We start from the raw sequence: 14,233 nt of genomic DNA, 5'->3' as shown, positions 1-14,233 counted from the left end.
GGAGAGCCACGTGTCGGGTATTGTTGTCTGGCTGGATATGGTGGGGGTGATCGTTTTTGCCTTGTCTGGCGTCGTCCTGGCATGTCGTTCGCGCATGGACCCGTTTGGCATGCTGGTGCTGGCCGCCGTCACGGGGATTGGCGGCGGCACGCTGCGCGACCTGGTGCTGGGCGTCAGGCCGGTTTTTTGGGTGGCCGATCCAACGTACCTGTGGGTCATTTTTGCCACCGTGGGCATCTCGCTGGTGGGGTTTCACTATATCCACCGCCTTTCACGCGGCTTTTTACCGATTGCGGACGCCTTTGGTCTGGCCTTGTTTACGGTGATTGGCGCCCACAAAGCGCTGTTGCTGGGGACATCCGGTGTTGTCGCCGTGTTGATGGGAATGATGACGGGGGTGGCCGGCGGCATGATCCGCGATGTGCTGGCCCAGCGGGTGCCGATGGTGCTACGCGAAGAAATCTACGCCACGGCGGCGATGGCGGGAGGCACGGTTTACGTACTGCTGGACGCCCTTCAAGCGCCGCTTATCCTGACCATCGCCGCCTCGCTAAGCGTGACCCTTGGGTTGCGAATCGCGGCGATTCACTGGCATCTGGCGCTGCCGGTATTTGCCTGGGTAAGCGTAGCGCCCAAAACCGACGATGACGCGACGGCACCACTTTCCACGTCGCAAAAAGCCAAAGAGCGGGTCAGGATGATTCGCCGTGAGCGCAACCGTCGTTAAGGTTTGGGAAAACGCGTTGCCTCCCGCCAGCGCTCAAACCAGCGCCTGGGTTGAAATACTTTCAGGTCAGGCTCGCTGTCGATCAGCTCGACGCCTGTTCCCAGGGCACCAATGCGGGCATATAGCGCTCCATTGGCCTGTTTCTCAGCCAGGGTGACGTCGGCCAGCAGTAGAAGAGGCCCGCCGGTAAGCGTCAGGTCGTAAAGGCGAATACGCTCGCCGTCGATGTGCAGCTTCGCATCACCGTTGATATCACGCACGTTCAAGAGTCGGCCCAGCCAACCGCTTTCACGGGCGCGCGCCAAGAAGAGTCGGGCGAGTAAGCCGGTATCACGCATGCCAAGGCGGAGGTCACTGGTGAGATTGATTGGGTCGCGCCACTCGAGCAGTGCGTTATCCAGGCTCAGTTGCACCCACCACCCGGCATCCTGAGTTCCATCTGCGCTGTGACGAAACACGTTTTCCAGACGCAGAAACGAGTCATCGGCGTTAAAACGCCGTGCGTCCAGGTCACCTTCGTCAAGTTGCAGATGCAGCTCAACATCGCCCTTGAGACGCTGGTCAAGCAGCGCCAGGTCGGCGCCAAAGGCGCGCAGGTTGATCTCGCCCTCGGCGGTCAGTCCTTCCAGCAGCCATTCGCTGGTCAGGCTCGCCTGACCGCCTAATAGACGGATACCCGCCTCTTCGGGTAGATAGCGGTTATAGCGGGTGAAGTCGGGTACCTGAGTAATGGGCAGCGCGATACGCGTGGTGAAGTAGGCAGGCTCTGGCGATGCCAGCACCTCACTAAAACGGTCGGTCTGCGTCGTGAGAGCGAAGTGGCGCCCTTCAAGGTGAGGTTGGTCGTCATCCTGGCGCGTGAGTGTAAAGTGCGGTATGCCCAGCGAAAGCTGGGCGTGCTCGGCGCTATCCAACTGAGCCGTCAACTCGCCGCGCCCGGTGGCGAGATAGTCTAAAAAGCCCACCTCAAGCTGGTTGGCGTTGACCCTGAGGCGAGTTGGGGCCAGCAGGCGGTCATCACGGAAAGCGCCCTCAGCGAATAGCTGGCCGTTGCCCGCAAGCCTTAACCCGTGAGCACTGGGCAGGAAGGCATTCAAAAAACCTAGCCGCTGCACACTGCCCTCCAGAGCAAATTCCCCGCTGACCCGATTTGCGTCATTAGTTTCGGCGCGCTGGAAGCGGCCTTCTCTGAGTAACAGGGTGCTCTGTAGCTGCTCTGTGGAAGCGTCCGTATCCGCGACTTGCCAACGCAAACGTGATCCGCTGATATCCAGTGCGGTGCCGTCGAGCGCTGCCTGACGAATCACCAGGGTGAGCTGGGCATTGCTTTCCAGCGTGCCTTTCTGTTCGCCGTGCTGCCATCGGGTGGTGAGTTGCTCACCGGCTAAATGGATATCGCCATGCATCTGCTGGGTGGTGATATCAAGCTGGCCGCGGCTGGTGGCCTGGCCATTGAGCAGCTGTAGCGGGGCAGGATCGGGCAAGACCGCGCTCAGGTAGGGTTGCAGTACGCTGATGTCCGGCAGGCGTGCGGATTGCCAGGTAAGCCGGGCGGTAGCGTCTTCTCGCGCTTGTACAGGATCAATCGGGCTGCGCGTGTTCAGGGTGATGGTGGCGTCCGTCAGCAGCGTTCGCTCATGGTGGCGCAGGGTTGCGCCGATGAACGTAAGCGTCGCCTCGATAGCCTCTTCGGGGGTTAGCTGGGCCGTCAGCGAGCCGCTTCCTTGAGCATTGATATCCAGCAGTTGAGCCGACAGTTCTGGTGCCTGAATCGACAACGAGGCACGGTAAGGTCGGGCGTCACGAAGCGTTACACTGGCTTCGATTTGCCCGTTTCCGTCAAGGCGAATACCCTGGCCGTCAAAGGTGCCTGCCAGGTACCGGTCAAGCATGTCCAGCCGGTTGACCTGGCCTTGTAGTTCAAGCGTGGCGCCCGTCGGCAGATCCAGCCGGTCCAGGCGCTGGTTGGGAATGCGGGCAGCAAGGCTGAGCTGGGTATCGTCGGCATAGGGCTGGCTGTCAGCCAGGACCACATCGTTTAACTGAGTGGAAAAGGTGAGCGCATCGCCTTCTGCTGCCAGGCGCACGTGCCCTTCGCCGACAGCGGTATGCAGCGACGGTGATGAATCAGGGGTTATCCAGCGCGGTGAGTCGCTTGAATGGGGCGTCAGGCGTTGCTCATCCATTGACAGACGCAGGACAGAGGCTGTCAATGTGAGCAGGCTGCCGGGCTGTAACGTGCCAGCGTCAAGCGCAAGCTCGCCTTTCAACGCACCGTTACCGTCAAGCGTCAGCCAGGGCAGCGCTTGCAGGTAAGGCATGAAAACGTCCCAGGCATCGGCTTGAGCATCGATTGTCAACTGCGCTGAAAGGGCGCCAAGCAAACTGGCAATAAGCTCATGGCGTGGGATGTTTGCGGTGGATACGCTTTTCAGAGTGGCATTGGCGTCTAACTGGATATCTCGGGCCAGGGTGGCCTGGTCGCTTGGCCGCATCAAGCGCCCATGGTGGATATCCAACGACAGATGGGGCACGGCCAAGGCGTCACGACTGAACTGAGTGTCCTTGATCTTGAGCTGGCCCTCGGCTTCCAGCGCCATATCGCCAACGGTCAGGCGGCGAAGCCCGCTTGCCTCCAGCGCTTTGATATGCAGCTCGCCGCGCAGCAAACCGAGCAAGGACAACGAAAGGGTGGCTTGCCGGGCGTCAACGGTGACGGGCATTCGATCATCTTCAAGCGCGAGGTAGAGATTTTCGACCTCCCAGCGCCCAGGGTGCAGGCTCTGGGCAGTTGACCAGCGCACCTCGACGCCTTCGATTCTGGAAATCTGCTGCGGCAGCCACTGGCTGTTGAGCAACCAGGTACTGCCGATGAGCCAGACAAGCACCACCGTCAAAGCACTCAAGAGTGTGACAACCAGGATGCGGGATAGACGTTTTGAGCGGTGACGCGGGTTTGGCATACGGCTTCCTTGCAGATGACTCCTGCTGATCGACGTTTTATGGCATTATGCGCGTCGTAAGCCCGCCATCGACTTTTGATTTCAACGCTAAGCAGACAGCCAACGCCATGTTCAAGGAATTTTACACGCAGCGCGGAGAGTATGTGGTGATCTCCGCTGAGCAGGCCAGCCACTTCGCCAAGGGCGTCGCGGGGGACTACAACCCGATCCATAATCCGGATGCGCGGCGTTTCTGTGTGCCAGGGGACCTTCTTTTTGCGCTGGTGTTGGCAAAATTTGGTTTGTCACGGCACATGACGTTTCGTTTTACCAGCATGGTGGGCGCGGATACACCACTGTTGTTCAGCGAAGCTGAAAATGGCGAGCTTCACGTATGCGGTGAAGACGGTAAACATTATTTACAGGTTACCCGACGGGGGGAGTGGACCAACGATGCCTCGGTAGTAGAAGCGTTTGCCCGCTGCTACGTAGCGTTTTCGGGCAAGAATTTTCCCCACTACCTCAAGCCGCTCATGGAACAGCACGGGGTCATGTTCAACCCCAAGCGTCCATTGGTGATCTACGACAGCATGGGGTTTTCGCTGGAGCGTCTGAACGCTGTATCGCCGGGATTGACGCTCAGCGACTCGTCGCTGGATGTGCAGGGCAAGCGTGCCGATGCGTTACTCGAATTTGCCATTCAATCAGCGGGCGAGCCGGTTGGGGTAGGCTCCAAGAAGTTGGTCGTCAGCGGGCTATGCCCCTATGACGCCGATGAAATGGCGGCGATTGTGGAAGAGTTCTATCGGCTCAAGGCTGCCTATCTCGCATCAGTCGAGTAAGCAGGCAAGCCGGGTACGACGTTAGTGGCGATGGCTGCCCTCAACGCTTGGGGTAGGGTATTCTTGGCTTCTCATCATAATGCCGTGCCACGCGCAGGTTCCATGCAACAAGTACTGCGCAACAAGTACCGGGCAACAGGCACGACGCAAATTACAAGAGGCGCTACATGAACCATCGTAAACTGCTGACCCTTGCCATTACCGCGACTACGCTGGCGGCAGCGTCACTCAGCACTCAGGCACGCGACTTTCGTTTAGGACTGATTACCCCCGCCCAGCATCTCTGGTCGACCGAAGCGGAAGCCTTTGCCGACACCTTGCATGAGCGTTCTGATGGCGAGCATAGCGTATCGGTTTTCCCTGCCCAGCAACTGGGTAACGAAGCGCAGATGGTGCAGCAGTTGCAAAGCGGTGCGCTGGACATGGCTTTCCTGACCATTGCCGAAATCTCCAATCGGATTCCCGACTTTGGCGCGCTTTATGCGCCTTATCTGGTTGATGACGTCAACCACGCTGCTCGCTTGCTGCGTTCAGACGCTGCTGGCGAGCTGCTGGACCTGATGCCGGAAGGTGTCGGTCTGGTCGGCGTTGGTTACGGTATGGTGGGCATGCGTCAGGTGCTCAGCCGTGACCCTATCGAGAGTGCTGATGACCTGGAAGGCCTGCGCCTGCGGATTACCCCATTTGAGCCAATCCGTGATTTCTATACGGCAACCGGTGCGGCCCCAGCGCCCATGCCGCTGTTGGAAGTGTACGATGCCCTGGCCAACGGTCAGGTAGATGCCATCGATATGGATTTCGACTCTATTCTAATTCTAAAATTCTACGAGCAGGCCGATAACCTGCTGATCTCCAATCACATGATGTTCCCCATGGTGGGGGTGGTGTCCGGGCGTGTATGGCGGGAGCTATCCGAAGAAGACCGTGAACTGATCGACACGACCATGGCCGAGCATCTGGAGAATGTACTGGTAGGCTTTGAGCAAAAAGACGCCGCTCAGGAAGAAGAGATCCGTGCGCTGGATATCAATATCGTCGAAGCGGATGCTGAGTTTTTCGCCGAGGCGATTGCCGAGTGGGAAGATATCTGGGCACCCAAGGCGCCGATGCTGGAAACCCTGCGCGAGGAAGCCGATCGCCTGCGCGAGTAAACCGCCGACAAGCCAACCACTCGACCACTGACGAGGACCATCCACGATCATGTTGCAACGCCTTTCCTCGGGGCTTGCCCGCTTTGAAGAAACCGCCGCTGCCGCTCTGGCCGCGGCGGTGACGTGTTTGATCCTGATCAATATTGCCTTTCGTGTACTGGGTAACCCGCTTTATTGGATAAGTGAGTTATCCATTTACGCGATGATCTGGATGACGTTCCTGATTGCTGGCGCAGTATTCAAGCGTCGACAGGGAGTGGCGGTGACTCTGCTGAGCGATGTGCTGCCCCGCGCCGGGCGAAAACTGATCGTCCTCTGGGTGGATGCCATGGTGCTGGTGTTTGCCCTGCTGCTCGTTTGGCTTTGCTGGCGCTGGTATCAGCCCTTCATGCTCGCCCAACTAGGCTTCGACACCGGCGCGTTTCAGGGGCAGACCTTCAACTTCATATACGCCGAGAACACCTCAACGCTAGGCGTGAAGAAGTTCTGGGTTTGGTTGATCGTGCCGTGGTTTGCGCTATCGCTCTCCCTGCATGGGCTGGCCAACGTCTGGCAGTCCGTCACCCAGTGGCGCCGCCCTAACGACGAACCGACGGTCGAGACCTTACGATGATGTGGGTGGAGCGCTTATGACGATTGCCGTGTTTGTACTGCTACTGATCAGTGCCGTGCCGATTGCCCTGGTGCTCGCACTGACGGCGATGGTGTATATCTACGTGTCGGGCAATAGCGTGCTGTTCGAGTCTTACCCGCAGCAATTATTCAGCGCCATCGAGAGCTATGGGCTGCTGGCGATCCCGCTATTCATGCTGGCTGGAGAGCTGATGAACGAAGGCGGTCTCACCCGACGTTTGATCGCCCTGGCACGAATTCTGGTGGGCGGTTTCCGTGGAGGCCTGGCATATATCAACCTGGTCGCCAACATGATGATGGCGGCCATTATCGGCTCGGCGGCGTCGCAAATCGCTATCATGTCCCGCGCCATGGTGCCCGCCATGGAAGAGGAAGGCTACGATACGCCGTACAGCGCGGCGATTACCGCGGCAGGTGGTCTGCTGTCGCCGATCATCCCGCCCTCGATGCTGTTTGTGCTGTTCGGAGTAATGGCCCAGGTACCTATCGCCGAGATGTTTATTGCCGGGTTGTTGCCGGGGTTACTGCTGGGGGCAAGTTTCTTTATCGTGATCGCGCTGGTCGGCTTGGTGCAGCAATACCCCAAAGGCCAGTGGCCCAGTCGCCGTCAGGCGGTGCACGATGCGCTTTGGGGGCTGCCAGCAATGCTGATTCCGGTGATTATTATCGGCGGCATTCTGTGGGGCATTGCCACACCCACCGAGTCGGCGGCGTTGGCCTCGCTTGCGGCCTTGATCATGGGGCGTTTTGTATATGGCGATCTACGTCTGGTTCAAATGCCCCAAGTGCTCAAACGCACGGCGGTCAATGCCGGTTTGGTCATCATGCTGATTGCCGCCGCTGGCGTATTTGGCTGGGTGGTGATCTACGAACAGTTGCCACAGATGGCGGCCGAGTGGATCGCAGCCCTTACTGCCAATCCCTTCATTTTCCTGCTCATGGTGATTGGCGCACTGTTGCTGGTGGGCATGGTCATCGACGGTATCGCCGCGCTGATTCTTGTGGTGCCGATCCTGATGCCGATTGCCGAGACGCAATTTGCCATCAGCCCTTATCAGTTTGGCGTCGTGGTATGTCTGACCTTGGTATTGGGGCTGTTAACGCCCCCTGTTGGTGCCGGGCTGTTTATCGCTTCTTCGATGACCGGCGCACCACCGCTGAAAATCTTCCGTGCACTGCTGCCGTTTTTGCTGGCAACCCTGGTCACGCTGGTGCTGCTCGCATGGCTGCCGTGGCTGACCAACGGGCTGATCCAGCGATAACAAACCGCTGCAAAACGATGTTCCTGGTGCTGTTTCGCTGGTACGTGTTCTGCTGGCGCATTGCCAGCAGCACGTCGTGATGGAAAGGCTAATTGACGCCGCGCGCGAGATTCTGTTTACTCGTGCAATAGTGCGTTTACGTTTACGTCAACTTTCTAACACAATGACAACAGGAGCAACGCCATGCCCATTCGCGATATCCCCATGTTTATCGATGGTCAGCCCGTCATGTCCCAAAGCCAGGAATGGCGTGATGTGGTGAATCCCGCTACCCAGGAAGTCGTCGCTCGCGTGCCTTTCTGCACCGCCGACGAAGTCGAGCGCGCCATTGCCAGCGCTGAAATGGCCTTCAAGGAGTGGCGCAAGGTACCGCTGGGTAAACGGATGCGCATCATGCTCAAGCTACAGGCGCTGATTCGCGAGCACACCCCAGAGTTGGCGGCGTTGATTACAGAAGAGCACGGCAAAACCCTGCCGGATGCTGAAGGCGAGGTCGGGCGCGGACTGGAGGTGGTCGAGCATTCCTGCTCCATTACCTCACTCCAGTTGGGGGAACTGGCCAATAATGCCGCCAACGAGGTCGATGTCTACACCATGCACCATCCACTGGGTGTCGGGGCGGGCATTACTGCTTTCAACTTCCCGATCATGCTGCCCTGTTTCATGTTCCCGCTGGCCATTGCGACCGGTAATACCTTCGTGCTGAAACCCTCGGAGCAGGATCCCAGCTCGACCATGCGCCTGGTGGAGCTTGCCCACGAAGCGGGCATTCCGGCGGGCGTATTGAATGTGGTTCACGGCGGCCCCGAGGTGGCGAACCAGATCGCCGATCATCAGGCGATCAAGGCGCTGTCGTTCATTGGCTCATCCCACGTAGGCTCGCTGCTGTATAACCGCGCCGCCGCGGCGGGTAAACGCATGCAGGCGATGATGGGCGCCAAGAACCATTGCGTGGTCATGCCCGATGCCAATCGCAGTCAGGCGATCGACAGCCTGCTGGGCTCTGCCTTTGGGGCGGCCGGGCAGCGTTGCATGGCCAACTCGGTGGTGGTCCTGGTGGGGGAAGCCCGTGAATGGCTCGACGATATTGTGGAAGGCGCTCGTGGCATGAAAGTCGGGCCTGGCACCCAGCGCGACGCTGACCTGGGCCCGCTGGTATCCCCTCAGGCCAAGGAGCGCGTCGAGCGTTTGATTGGCGCAGGTGAAAAAGAGGGCGCCAGATTAATGGTCGACGGGCGAGGCTGCTCGGTTGAGGGCTATCCGGAAGGTAATTTTGTCGGGCCGACGTTATTTGCCGACGTGACGGCAGACATGTCCATCTACCGGGAAGAGATCTTTGGCCCGGTACTCTGCGTGGTCAGCGTGGCAACCCTGGATGATGCCATCGCGTTCATCAATGCCAACCCCAACGGCAACGGCACCTCGATCTTTACCAACTCCGGATGGGTGGCGCGGCGCTTTGAAAACGATATCGATGTGGGGCAGATCGGCATCAACGTACCGATCCCGGTGCCGGTGGCCTATTTCAGCTTTACCGGTTCGCGAGGCTCGAAGCTTGGTGACCTGGGTCCCAACGGCAAGCAGGCGATTGCTTTCTGGACGCAGACCAAGACCGTGACAGCACGCTGGTTTGAGCCGGAAAACGTCTCCAGCGGTATCAATAGCACCATCTCACTTGGCTGATGTCACTCGCCAAACGATATTTCCCTCGGCCTGAATGGGCCGAGGGAACGTCAATGCGAGGACTAAAAATCCTGGAACAGCGGTAAACTCTCTTCCAGCAGCCGTTCAATCGGATCAAGCTGACTCTCGTGCAGCACCAGCATTGAAGGCTCGCTGGCAAAATGCTTGCCGGTTGGCACCAGCAGTGCAAACTCGCCTTCTTCAAGATGAAATTCGTGAATCTCGCGCAGCCCTTGGGCGGTATAGCACTGGGTGCAGCGGTACGCTTCGTCCTCGCCGTATACCAGGCGGTGGTACATCTTGAACAGCGTATAAAGTGCCAAACCGCCTTCAAAAGCAGGCCAGCGGGCCGGAATAGTGCGCGTTTCTTCATCCAGCGTTTGCCCGTCTGCCTCGGCATTGGCGATCGCATCGTCTAGCGGGCTGGCCAGCAGGTCATCACGGGCGGCCGGAAGGGCGACGTTGTCTTTTGAAGCCTGAGTAAAGGTGCTGACTGCGCGTTTAAAATCAGCCACGTTGTGAATGGCGTAGTCGGCATGCTGCAAGTCATCCGGCTCGAAACCGCCGTTCTCCCAGCCATGGATGACTCTCAACGTCATCAAGCCACGCTCCATGGGGCGTGCCAACAGCAAGTAAAGCGCAATATGCAGATGTAACTGTCGCTCATCCGTATCGTTTTCAAACGCATTGTAAGGGTCAGCAAACAAGGCGTGGAGCCTGCCCGGCGTATGTTCCTTGGCTTCTGTATAGCGCATTAGAGATTTCCCGTTGAGCGAACCGTGTCGCTCTGGGCGCACGGTTTCTATAACGTTATTAGAGCACCTACGGAGTATGGCGAGCGATGACGCGGATTGAAAGCCCTCGGCCGTGTGAAGCACCGAGTGCTTGCGCGTTATGGCATGCGCGCGCCACTTTACGTTGGTGCGATTCTCGTTGAGAATAATACCTGTTCATAACGATCTTTCACACACTGTCGCCAGGGGGGCCTCGAAGAGGCTGAGAGTGCGCTTGCGCTGACCCTGGAACCTGATCCGGATGATACCGGCGGAGGAAGTGCGACATGCCCTACCTGACATCAGCTGCGCTTGCCGCGGCACTTGGCGTTTTCATCATCCTTGGCCTGCGGGCTCGCTGGGCCGGTGGCACGGTCGATGATTACATTACGGCCCGCAATTCCCAGTCCGGAGCGACCCTCGGACTGTCGTTTCTTGCCTCCGGGATGGGGGCATGGATTCTGTTTGCCCCGCCGGAAATCGGCGCCTTTGTTGGCCCCGTGGCGCTTGCGGGTTATGCCATCGGTTCGGCATTGCCATTTATCGTATTGGGCCTTTATGGGCCGGCCATCCGCCGCGCACTGCCCGAAGGCAGAAGCATCGCCGAGTTTGCCCAGGCATGCTACGGCACCAGCGTGCGGCGCTGGGTGTCACTGGTGTCAGTGGCCTATATGGCCTGCTTTCTCGCTGCAGAGCTGACGGCGATTGGTGCGATTACCGCATTACTTTCCGATGTGCCGCCCGCTTTGGTTGTCCTCGGTGTCGCTTTGAGCACGCTTGCCTATACCGTGCTCGGCGGGCTTAGGGCGAGCCTTGCCACCGACCGGTGGCAGGCCTGGCTGTTGATCGCTCTGCTGCTTATCGTCAGCAGTGTTGCCTTCACCTATTTACCCGCCATGCCAGACGTATCGTCGATGCCGAGTGCCCCATTGGGCGACGCGCTGAGTGTAGCGGTGACACTGGTCATTGCTGTTACCGCGGCTAACCTTTTCCACCAGGGTTACTGGCAGCGAGTGTGGGCCGCGCAGGATTCACGCAGTCTGGGCCAGGGGGCCTGGCTGGGGGGTGGCATGACCGTCGCTGTGGTGATGGTCATCGGCGGCCTGGGGATGCTTGCCGCGATGAGTGGCGTTGCGCTGGGTGAGCCGCCAATCCCGTTTTTTGCTCTGCTGGGAAATGCGCCGTCGTGGCTCGCCATGCTGGTCCTGGTGCTGGCGGTGACACTGGTGGCGTCCAGTGTCGATACGCTACAGAACGCGATTGCCTCGCTGATAGTCTCCCAGCATGAGCAGCAGGGCAGGTCGCTGACCACGGCGCGCTGGTGGACCGTTGTGCTGATGGTGCCGGTGGTGATCATCGCCCTTCAGGGGCTTTCCGTATTGCGGCTATTCCTGATCGCCGACTTGCTGTGTGCCGCGATTGTCGTACCGGTATTGCTGGGGCTATGGAAGCGGATGTCCACCGCGGCTGCGATTGGCGGCGGTATTGCAGGGCTTTTAGGCGCCGTGTTACCCGGCTGGCTGGCCAGTGGTAGCCTTGCAGCGGGTCTCATGGCGGCGACTTTCCCTGCTGGTATTCCCACGCTGGGTCCTTTCCTCGGTGCGTTATGTGCTTCTACACTGGTAAGTGTTAGCTGGGCGAAAGTGGTTGGTCATCGGGCATCTTGGGCAAAGCATGGCTGATCACGTTATGATGGTTGGTTATCGTCTACCGTCATGGGCCACAGTCAATGAACTACCCTATTCTTCCCGACGAAGAGGCTCGGCTGGCGGCGCTTTACGAATTGGCGCTGCTGGACACGCCGGAAGAACCCGCATTCGACCGGGTGACGCGTCTGGTCACCCAATTACTGAATGTACCGACCTCGACCGTCACGCTGATTGACGCCAAGCGGCAATGGATAAAATCTCGTGTGGGAACTGAGCTTCGTGAAACATCACGTAGCGTGGCTTTCTGCGCCCATACCATTGCGGAATCTGCGCCGCTGATTGTTGAAGATACCCGAGAAGATCCGCGTTTTGCCGATAATCCGTTGGTGACCGTGCCAGGCGGAGTGCGTTTTTACGCGGGTATTCCGCTGCGCACATCAAAGGGGTTGGCGTTGGGGTCGCTGTGTGCCGTGGACACAAGGCCACGTCGGCTTAGCGACGCCGAGATCAACGCGCTTAAAGATCTTGGATCGATTGTTACTGATGAAATTCACCTGCGTGAGCGGTTCCTGTTTGAAAAGCAGCGCCGGGAAGCATCCCAGTCATCTCTCGAAGCGCTGCACCTGGATCTTGAAAACCAGATTGAGCGGCGCACCCGAGAGCTGAACTTGGTGATCGAGTCGGCCTATGATGCCTATATCAGCATTGACGATAACGACCTTGTGCTGGACTGGAATCGAGCCGCGACGACGATGTTTGGCTGGACGCGCAGGGAAGCTCTGGCGCGCTCCATTGAGCATTTGATCTTTCCTGATGGCATGCCGGAAGGCGACCAGCAGACGCCCGTCACCTACTACGCTGCACGTCGTGACGGCAGCTCATTGCCAGTGGAAATGCGCATCAAGTCGCTCGATATAGAGGGACGCAGGCAGCGCAGCCTGTTTCTCCACGATGTTACCGAGCGCATACAGCTCGAGCGCCTGCGCGATCTGGAAGCCCGTGAAGACGCACTTACCCAACTGCCCAACAGGCGGGCCCTGGATGAGCGGTTGCCAGAGGCGATGGCGCGCACCCGGCGCCAGCAAACGGCTCTTGCGGTGCTGTTCATGGATCTCGATGGGTTCAAGGCCGTCAACGATCTGCATGGCCATGCAGCCGGTGACGAACTGCTGCGTGAACTCGCCAAACGTCTAAGCGCCGCCGTGCGTGAAACCGACTACGTAGCCCGCTGGGCCGGAGATGAGTTCGTCGTGCTGCTGGAAAACATCGCCCTCGATGCCGCCGAGCGGCTTGCCCGGCAGTTGATTGATACCCTCGAGCAGCCCGTACAGCTGCAGGAGGCGGAGGTGCATGTCAGCGCCAGCATTGGCGTGGCGCTCTATAAGCCAGACGTAAGTGAAACGGCACTGGAACTGCTCAAACGCGCCGACGTTGCCATGTATAACGCCAAACATGCCGGTAAAGCACAGGCCTGTATGGCTGACGCGCCCGCATGAAGGTGTCTGCCAAAACGTCATCAGTTAACCATCAGGGACGATCATGATTCGGACGCTGTTAACGACCCCCGAAGGTGAAGTACACGAAGGCGACGCAAAGCTCATCGACCTGTGGCGACAAACACCGGGCAGTCATATCTGGGTGGATATGCAAGGCGAAAGCCAAGCCGTCGAGCAGCGCTTTTTGGAAGACTTTGAATGCCACCCGATGGCCATTCAGGATGCGCATAAAGAGCGCCATCCACCCAAAATCGAAGAGTTCGATCACCACACACTGATCATTTACCGCGGTATCTCCTCGTTTGATGCCCAGTTGAACTTCGTGCCCCAGCAAGTGAGCTTTTTTGTCGGTGAGCGCTTCCTGGTCACCCTTCACCCGGGCGAAGCGTTAAGCATCAAGCGTCTGTTCAATGAGCAGGGCAGTGCACTACTGGCTCACTCCCCAGAGCATGTGGCACTGCGGGTGATGTACCTGTCGGCCGGGTATTACATCGATAGCCTGCTGGAATTCGAAGTGGCGCTCAGCGATCTGGAAGATGAACTGCTGGATAACGGCAATGACGTATTGATGCGGCGTATTACCGCCTACCGCTCGCGGCTGGTGAAAATGCGTCGAATCTTCAGCTACCACAAGGGGATTACCCAGGAACTGACCGCCTACGACTATGCCCACCTGCCGCGTGATAAAAGCGACACCCTCCACGCGATTACCGACGTGGAAGAGCGCTTTGAGCGGCTCTATACGCTCACGCAAATGTATTACGACATCTGCGGCGATCTGGTCGATGGCTACATTTCGATTTCATCGCACCAGCTCAACATCACCATGCGCGTGCTGACGGTGATTACCGCTATCTTTGTACCACTCACCTTTATTGCCGGTATCTACGGCATGAATTTCGAGTATATGCCCGAGCTTGGCTATCGCTACGGCTATTTCTTTGTCTGGGGGGTAATGCTGGGTATCGGTGGGATGCTGATCTGGCTATTCAAGCGCAAGCACTGGTTTTGACATCCAGCGTGGCCTGATGGAGACGACACAAAAGTTTGTTATGGTCATTATCAGGCACAACAT

Annotated in this window: 11 protein-coding genes and 1 riboswitch; of the genes, 9 read left to right on the top strand and 2 right to left on the bottom strand. The window is 58.5% G+C overall.

The window, feature by feature from the left end:
- The first annotated feature begins 10 nt into the window (after positions 1-10).
- Entirely contained in the window at positions 11-727 is a 717-nt protein-coding gene (locus B7L15_RS04745; RefSeq protein ID WP_085917852.1) for a trimeric intracellular cation channel family protein, read from the top strand.
- On the opposite strand, the gene B7L15_RS04740 is transcribed toward B7L15_RS04745, so the two are convergent.
- Positions 724-3,690, bottom strand: coding sequence for a hypothetical protein (locus B7L15_RS04740; protein ID WP_085917851.1), 2,967 nt, complete (start codon positions 3,688-3,690; stop codon positions 724-726). The two genes, B7L15_RS04745 and B7L15_RS04740, sit on opposite strands and share 4 nt — an antisense overlap.
- Before the next feature lie 107 nt (positions 3,691-3,797).
- Here B7L15_RS04740 and B7L15_RS04735 point away from each other — a divergent pair, with 107 nt between their 5' ends.
- The 5 genes from B7L15_RS04735 (at position 3,798) to B7L15_RS04715 (ending at position 9,240) form a co-directional block, all read left to right on the top strand.
- On the top strand, positions 3,798-4,511 hold the full coding sequence (locus tag B7L15_RS04735) for a DUF3581 family protein (RefSeq protein WP_085917904.1): 714 nt from the start codon (positions 3,798-3,800) through the stop codon (positions 4,509-4,511).
- A 167-nt stretch (positions 4,512-4,678) separates the two neighbouring features.
- On the top strand, positions 4,679-5,662 hold the full coding sequence (locus B7L15_RS04730; protein WP_085917850.1) for a TRAP transporter substrate-binding protein: 984 nt from the start codon (positions 4,679-4,681) through the stop codon (positions 5,660-5,662).
- Between the two features lie 49 nt (positions 5,663-5,711).
- A complete protein-coding gene (locus B7L15_RS04725) occupies positions 5,712-6,275 on the top strand; it encodes a TRAP transporter small permease (RefSeq protein WP_085917849.1) in 564 nt (187 codons plus the stop codon).
- A 16-nt stretch (positions 6,276-6,291) separates the two neighbouring features.
- The gene (locus tag B7L15_RS04720; protein ID WP_085917848.1) at positions 6,292-7,557 is read left to right on the top strand and encodes a TRAP transporter large permease; all 1,266 of its coding nucleotides are present in this window, start codon (positions 6,292-6,294) and stop codon (positions 7,555-7,557) included.
- Positions 7,558-7,740: 183 nt separating this feature from the next.
- Positions 7,741-9,240, top strand: coding sequence for a CoA-acylating methylmalonate-semialdehyde dehydrogenase (locus B7L15_RS04715; RefSeq protein ID WP_085917847.1), 1,500 nt, complete (start codon positions 7,741-7,743; stop codon positions 9,238-9,240).
- A gap of 62 nt (positions 9,241-9,302) precedes the next feature.
- On the opposite strand, the gene B7L15_RS04710 is transcribed toward B7L15_RS04715, so the two are convergent.
- Complete coding sequence (locus B7L15_RS04710) at positions 9,303-9,995, bottom strand: hypothetical protein (RefSeq protein WP_085917846.1); 693 nt, start codon at positions 9,993-9,995, stop codon at positions 9,303-9,305.
- Positions 9,996-10,208: 213 nt separating this feature from the next.
- Positions 10,209-10,311, top strand: a riboswitch (TPP riboswitch).
- On the opposite strand from B7L15_RS04710, the gene B7L15_RS04705 reads away from it, so the two are divergent.
- The 3 genes from B7L15_RS04705 to B7L15_RS04695 all read left to right on the top strand — a co-directional run bounded on the left by B7L15_RS04705 (position 10,301) and on the right by B7L15_RS04695 (position 14,170).
- Entirely contained in the window at positions 10,301-11,695 is a 1,395-nt protein-coding gene (locus tag B7L15_RS04705; protein WP_085917845.1) for a sodium:solute symporter family transporter, read from the top strand. (Overlaps the previous riboswitch by 11 nt.)
- Before the next feature lie 47 nt (positions 11,696-11,742).
- Positions 11,743-13,158, top strand: a complete 1,416-nt coding sequence (locus tag B7L15_RS04700; protein ID WP_085917844.1) for a diguanylate cyclase domain-containing protein — start codon at positions 11,743-11,745, stop codon at positions 13,156-13,158.
- 43 nt (positions 13,159-13,201) lie between these two features.
- Positions 13,202-14,170 (top strand): magnesium transporter CorA family protein, encoded by a 969-nt coding sequence (locus B7L15_RS04695; RefSeq protein WP_085917843.1) that lies wholly within the window; start codon positions 13,202-13,204, stop codon positions 14,168-14,170.
- Positions 14,171-14,233 lie beyond the last annotated feature (63 nt).

The organism is Halomonas sp. CSM-2, from assembly GCF_002119345.1.
In the GTDB taxonomy this organism is placed as follows: Bacteria; Pseudomonadota; Gammaproteobacteria; order Pseudomonadales; family Halomonadaceae; genus Vreelandella; species Vreelandella janggokensis.
The sequence above is the reverse complement of the archived record's forward strand: the minus strand, read 5'-3'. Positions and strand labels throughout refer to the sequence as shown.

Excerpts from the sequence above, each read along its gene's own strand:
- B7L15_RS04740 (WP_085917851.1), bottom strand. The coding sequence starts at position 3,690 with ATGCCAAACCCGCGTCACCGCTCAAAACGTCTATCCCGCATCCTGGTT.
- B7L15_RS04735 (WP_085917904.1), top strand. The coding sequence starts at position 3,798 with ATGTTCAAGGAATTTTACACGCAGCGCGGAGAGTATGTGGTGATCTCC.
- B7L15_RS04730 (WP_085917850.1), top strand. The coding sequence starts at position 4,679 with ATGAACCATCGTAAACTGCTGACCCTTGCCATTACCGCGACTACGCTG.
- B7L15_RS04725 (WP_085917849.1), top strand. The coding sequence starts at position 5,712 with ATGTTGCAACGCCTTTCCTCGGGGCTTGCCCGCTTTGAAGAAACCGCC.
- B7L15_RS04720 (WP_085917848.1), top strand. The coding sequence starts at position 6,292 with ATGACGATTGCCGTGTTTGTACTGCTACTGATCAGTGCCGTGCCGATT.
- B7L15_RS04715 (WP_085917847.1), top strand. The coding sequence starts at position 7,741 with ATGCCCATTCGCGATATCCCCATGTTTATCGATGGTCAGCCCGTCATG.
- B7L15_RS04710 (WP_085917846.1), bottom strand. The coding sequence starts at position 9,995 with ATGCGCTATACAGAAGCCAAGGAACATACGCCGGGCAGGCTCCACGCC.
- B7L15_RS04705 (WP_085917845.1), top strand. The coding sequence starts at position 10,301 with ATGCCCTACCTGACATCAGCTGCGCTTGCCGCGGCACTTGGCGTTTTC.
- B7L15_RS04700 (WP_085917844.1), top strand. The coding sequence starts at position 11,743 with ATGAACTACCCTATTCTTCCCGACGAAGAGGCTCGGCTGGCGGCGCTT.
- B7L15_RS04695 (WP_085917843.1), top strand. The coding sequence starts at position 13,202 with ATGATTCGGACGCTGTTAACGACCCCCGAAGGTGAAGTACACGAAGGC.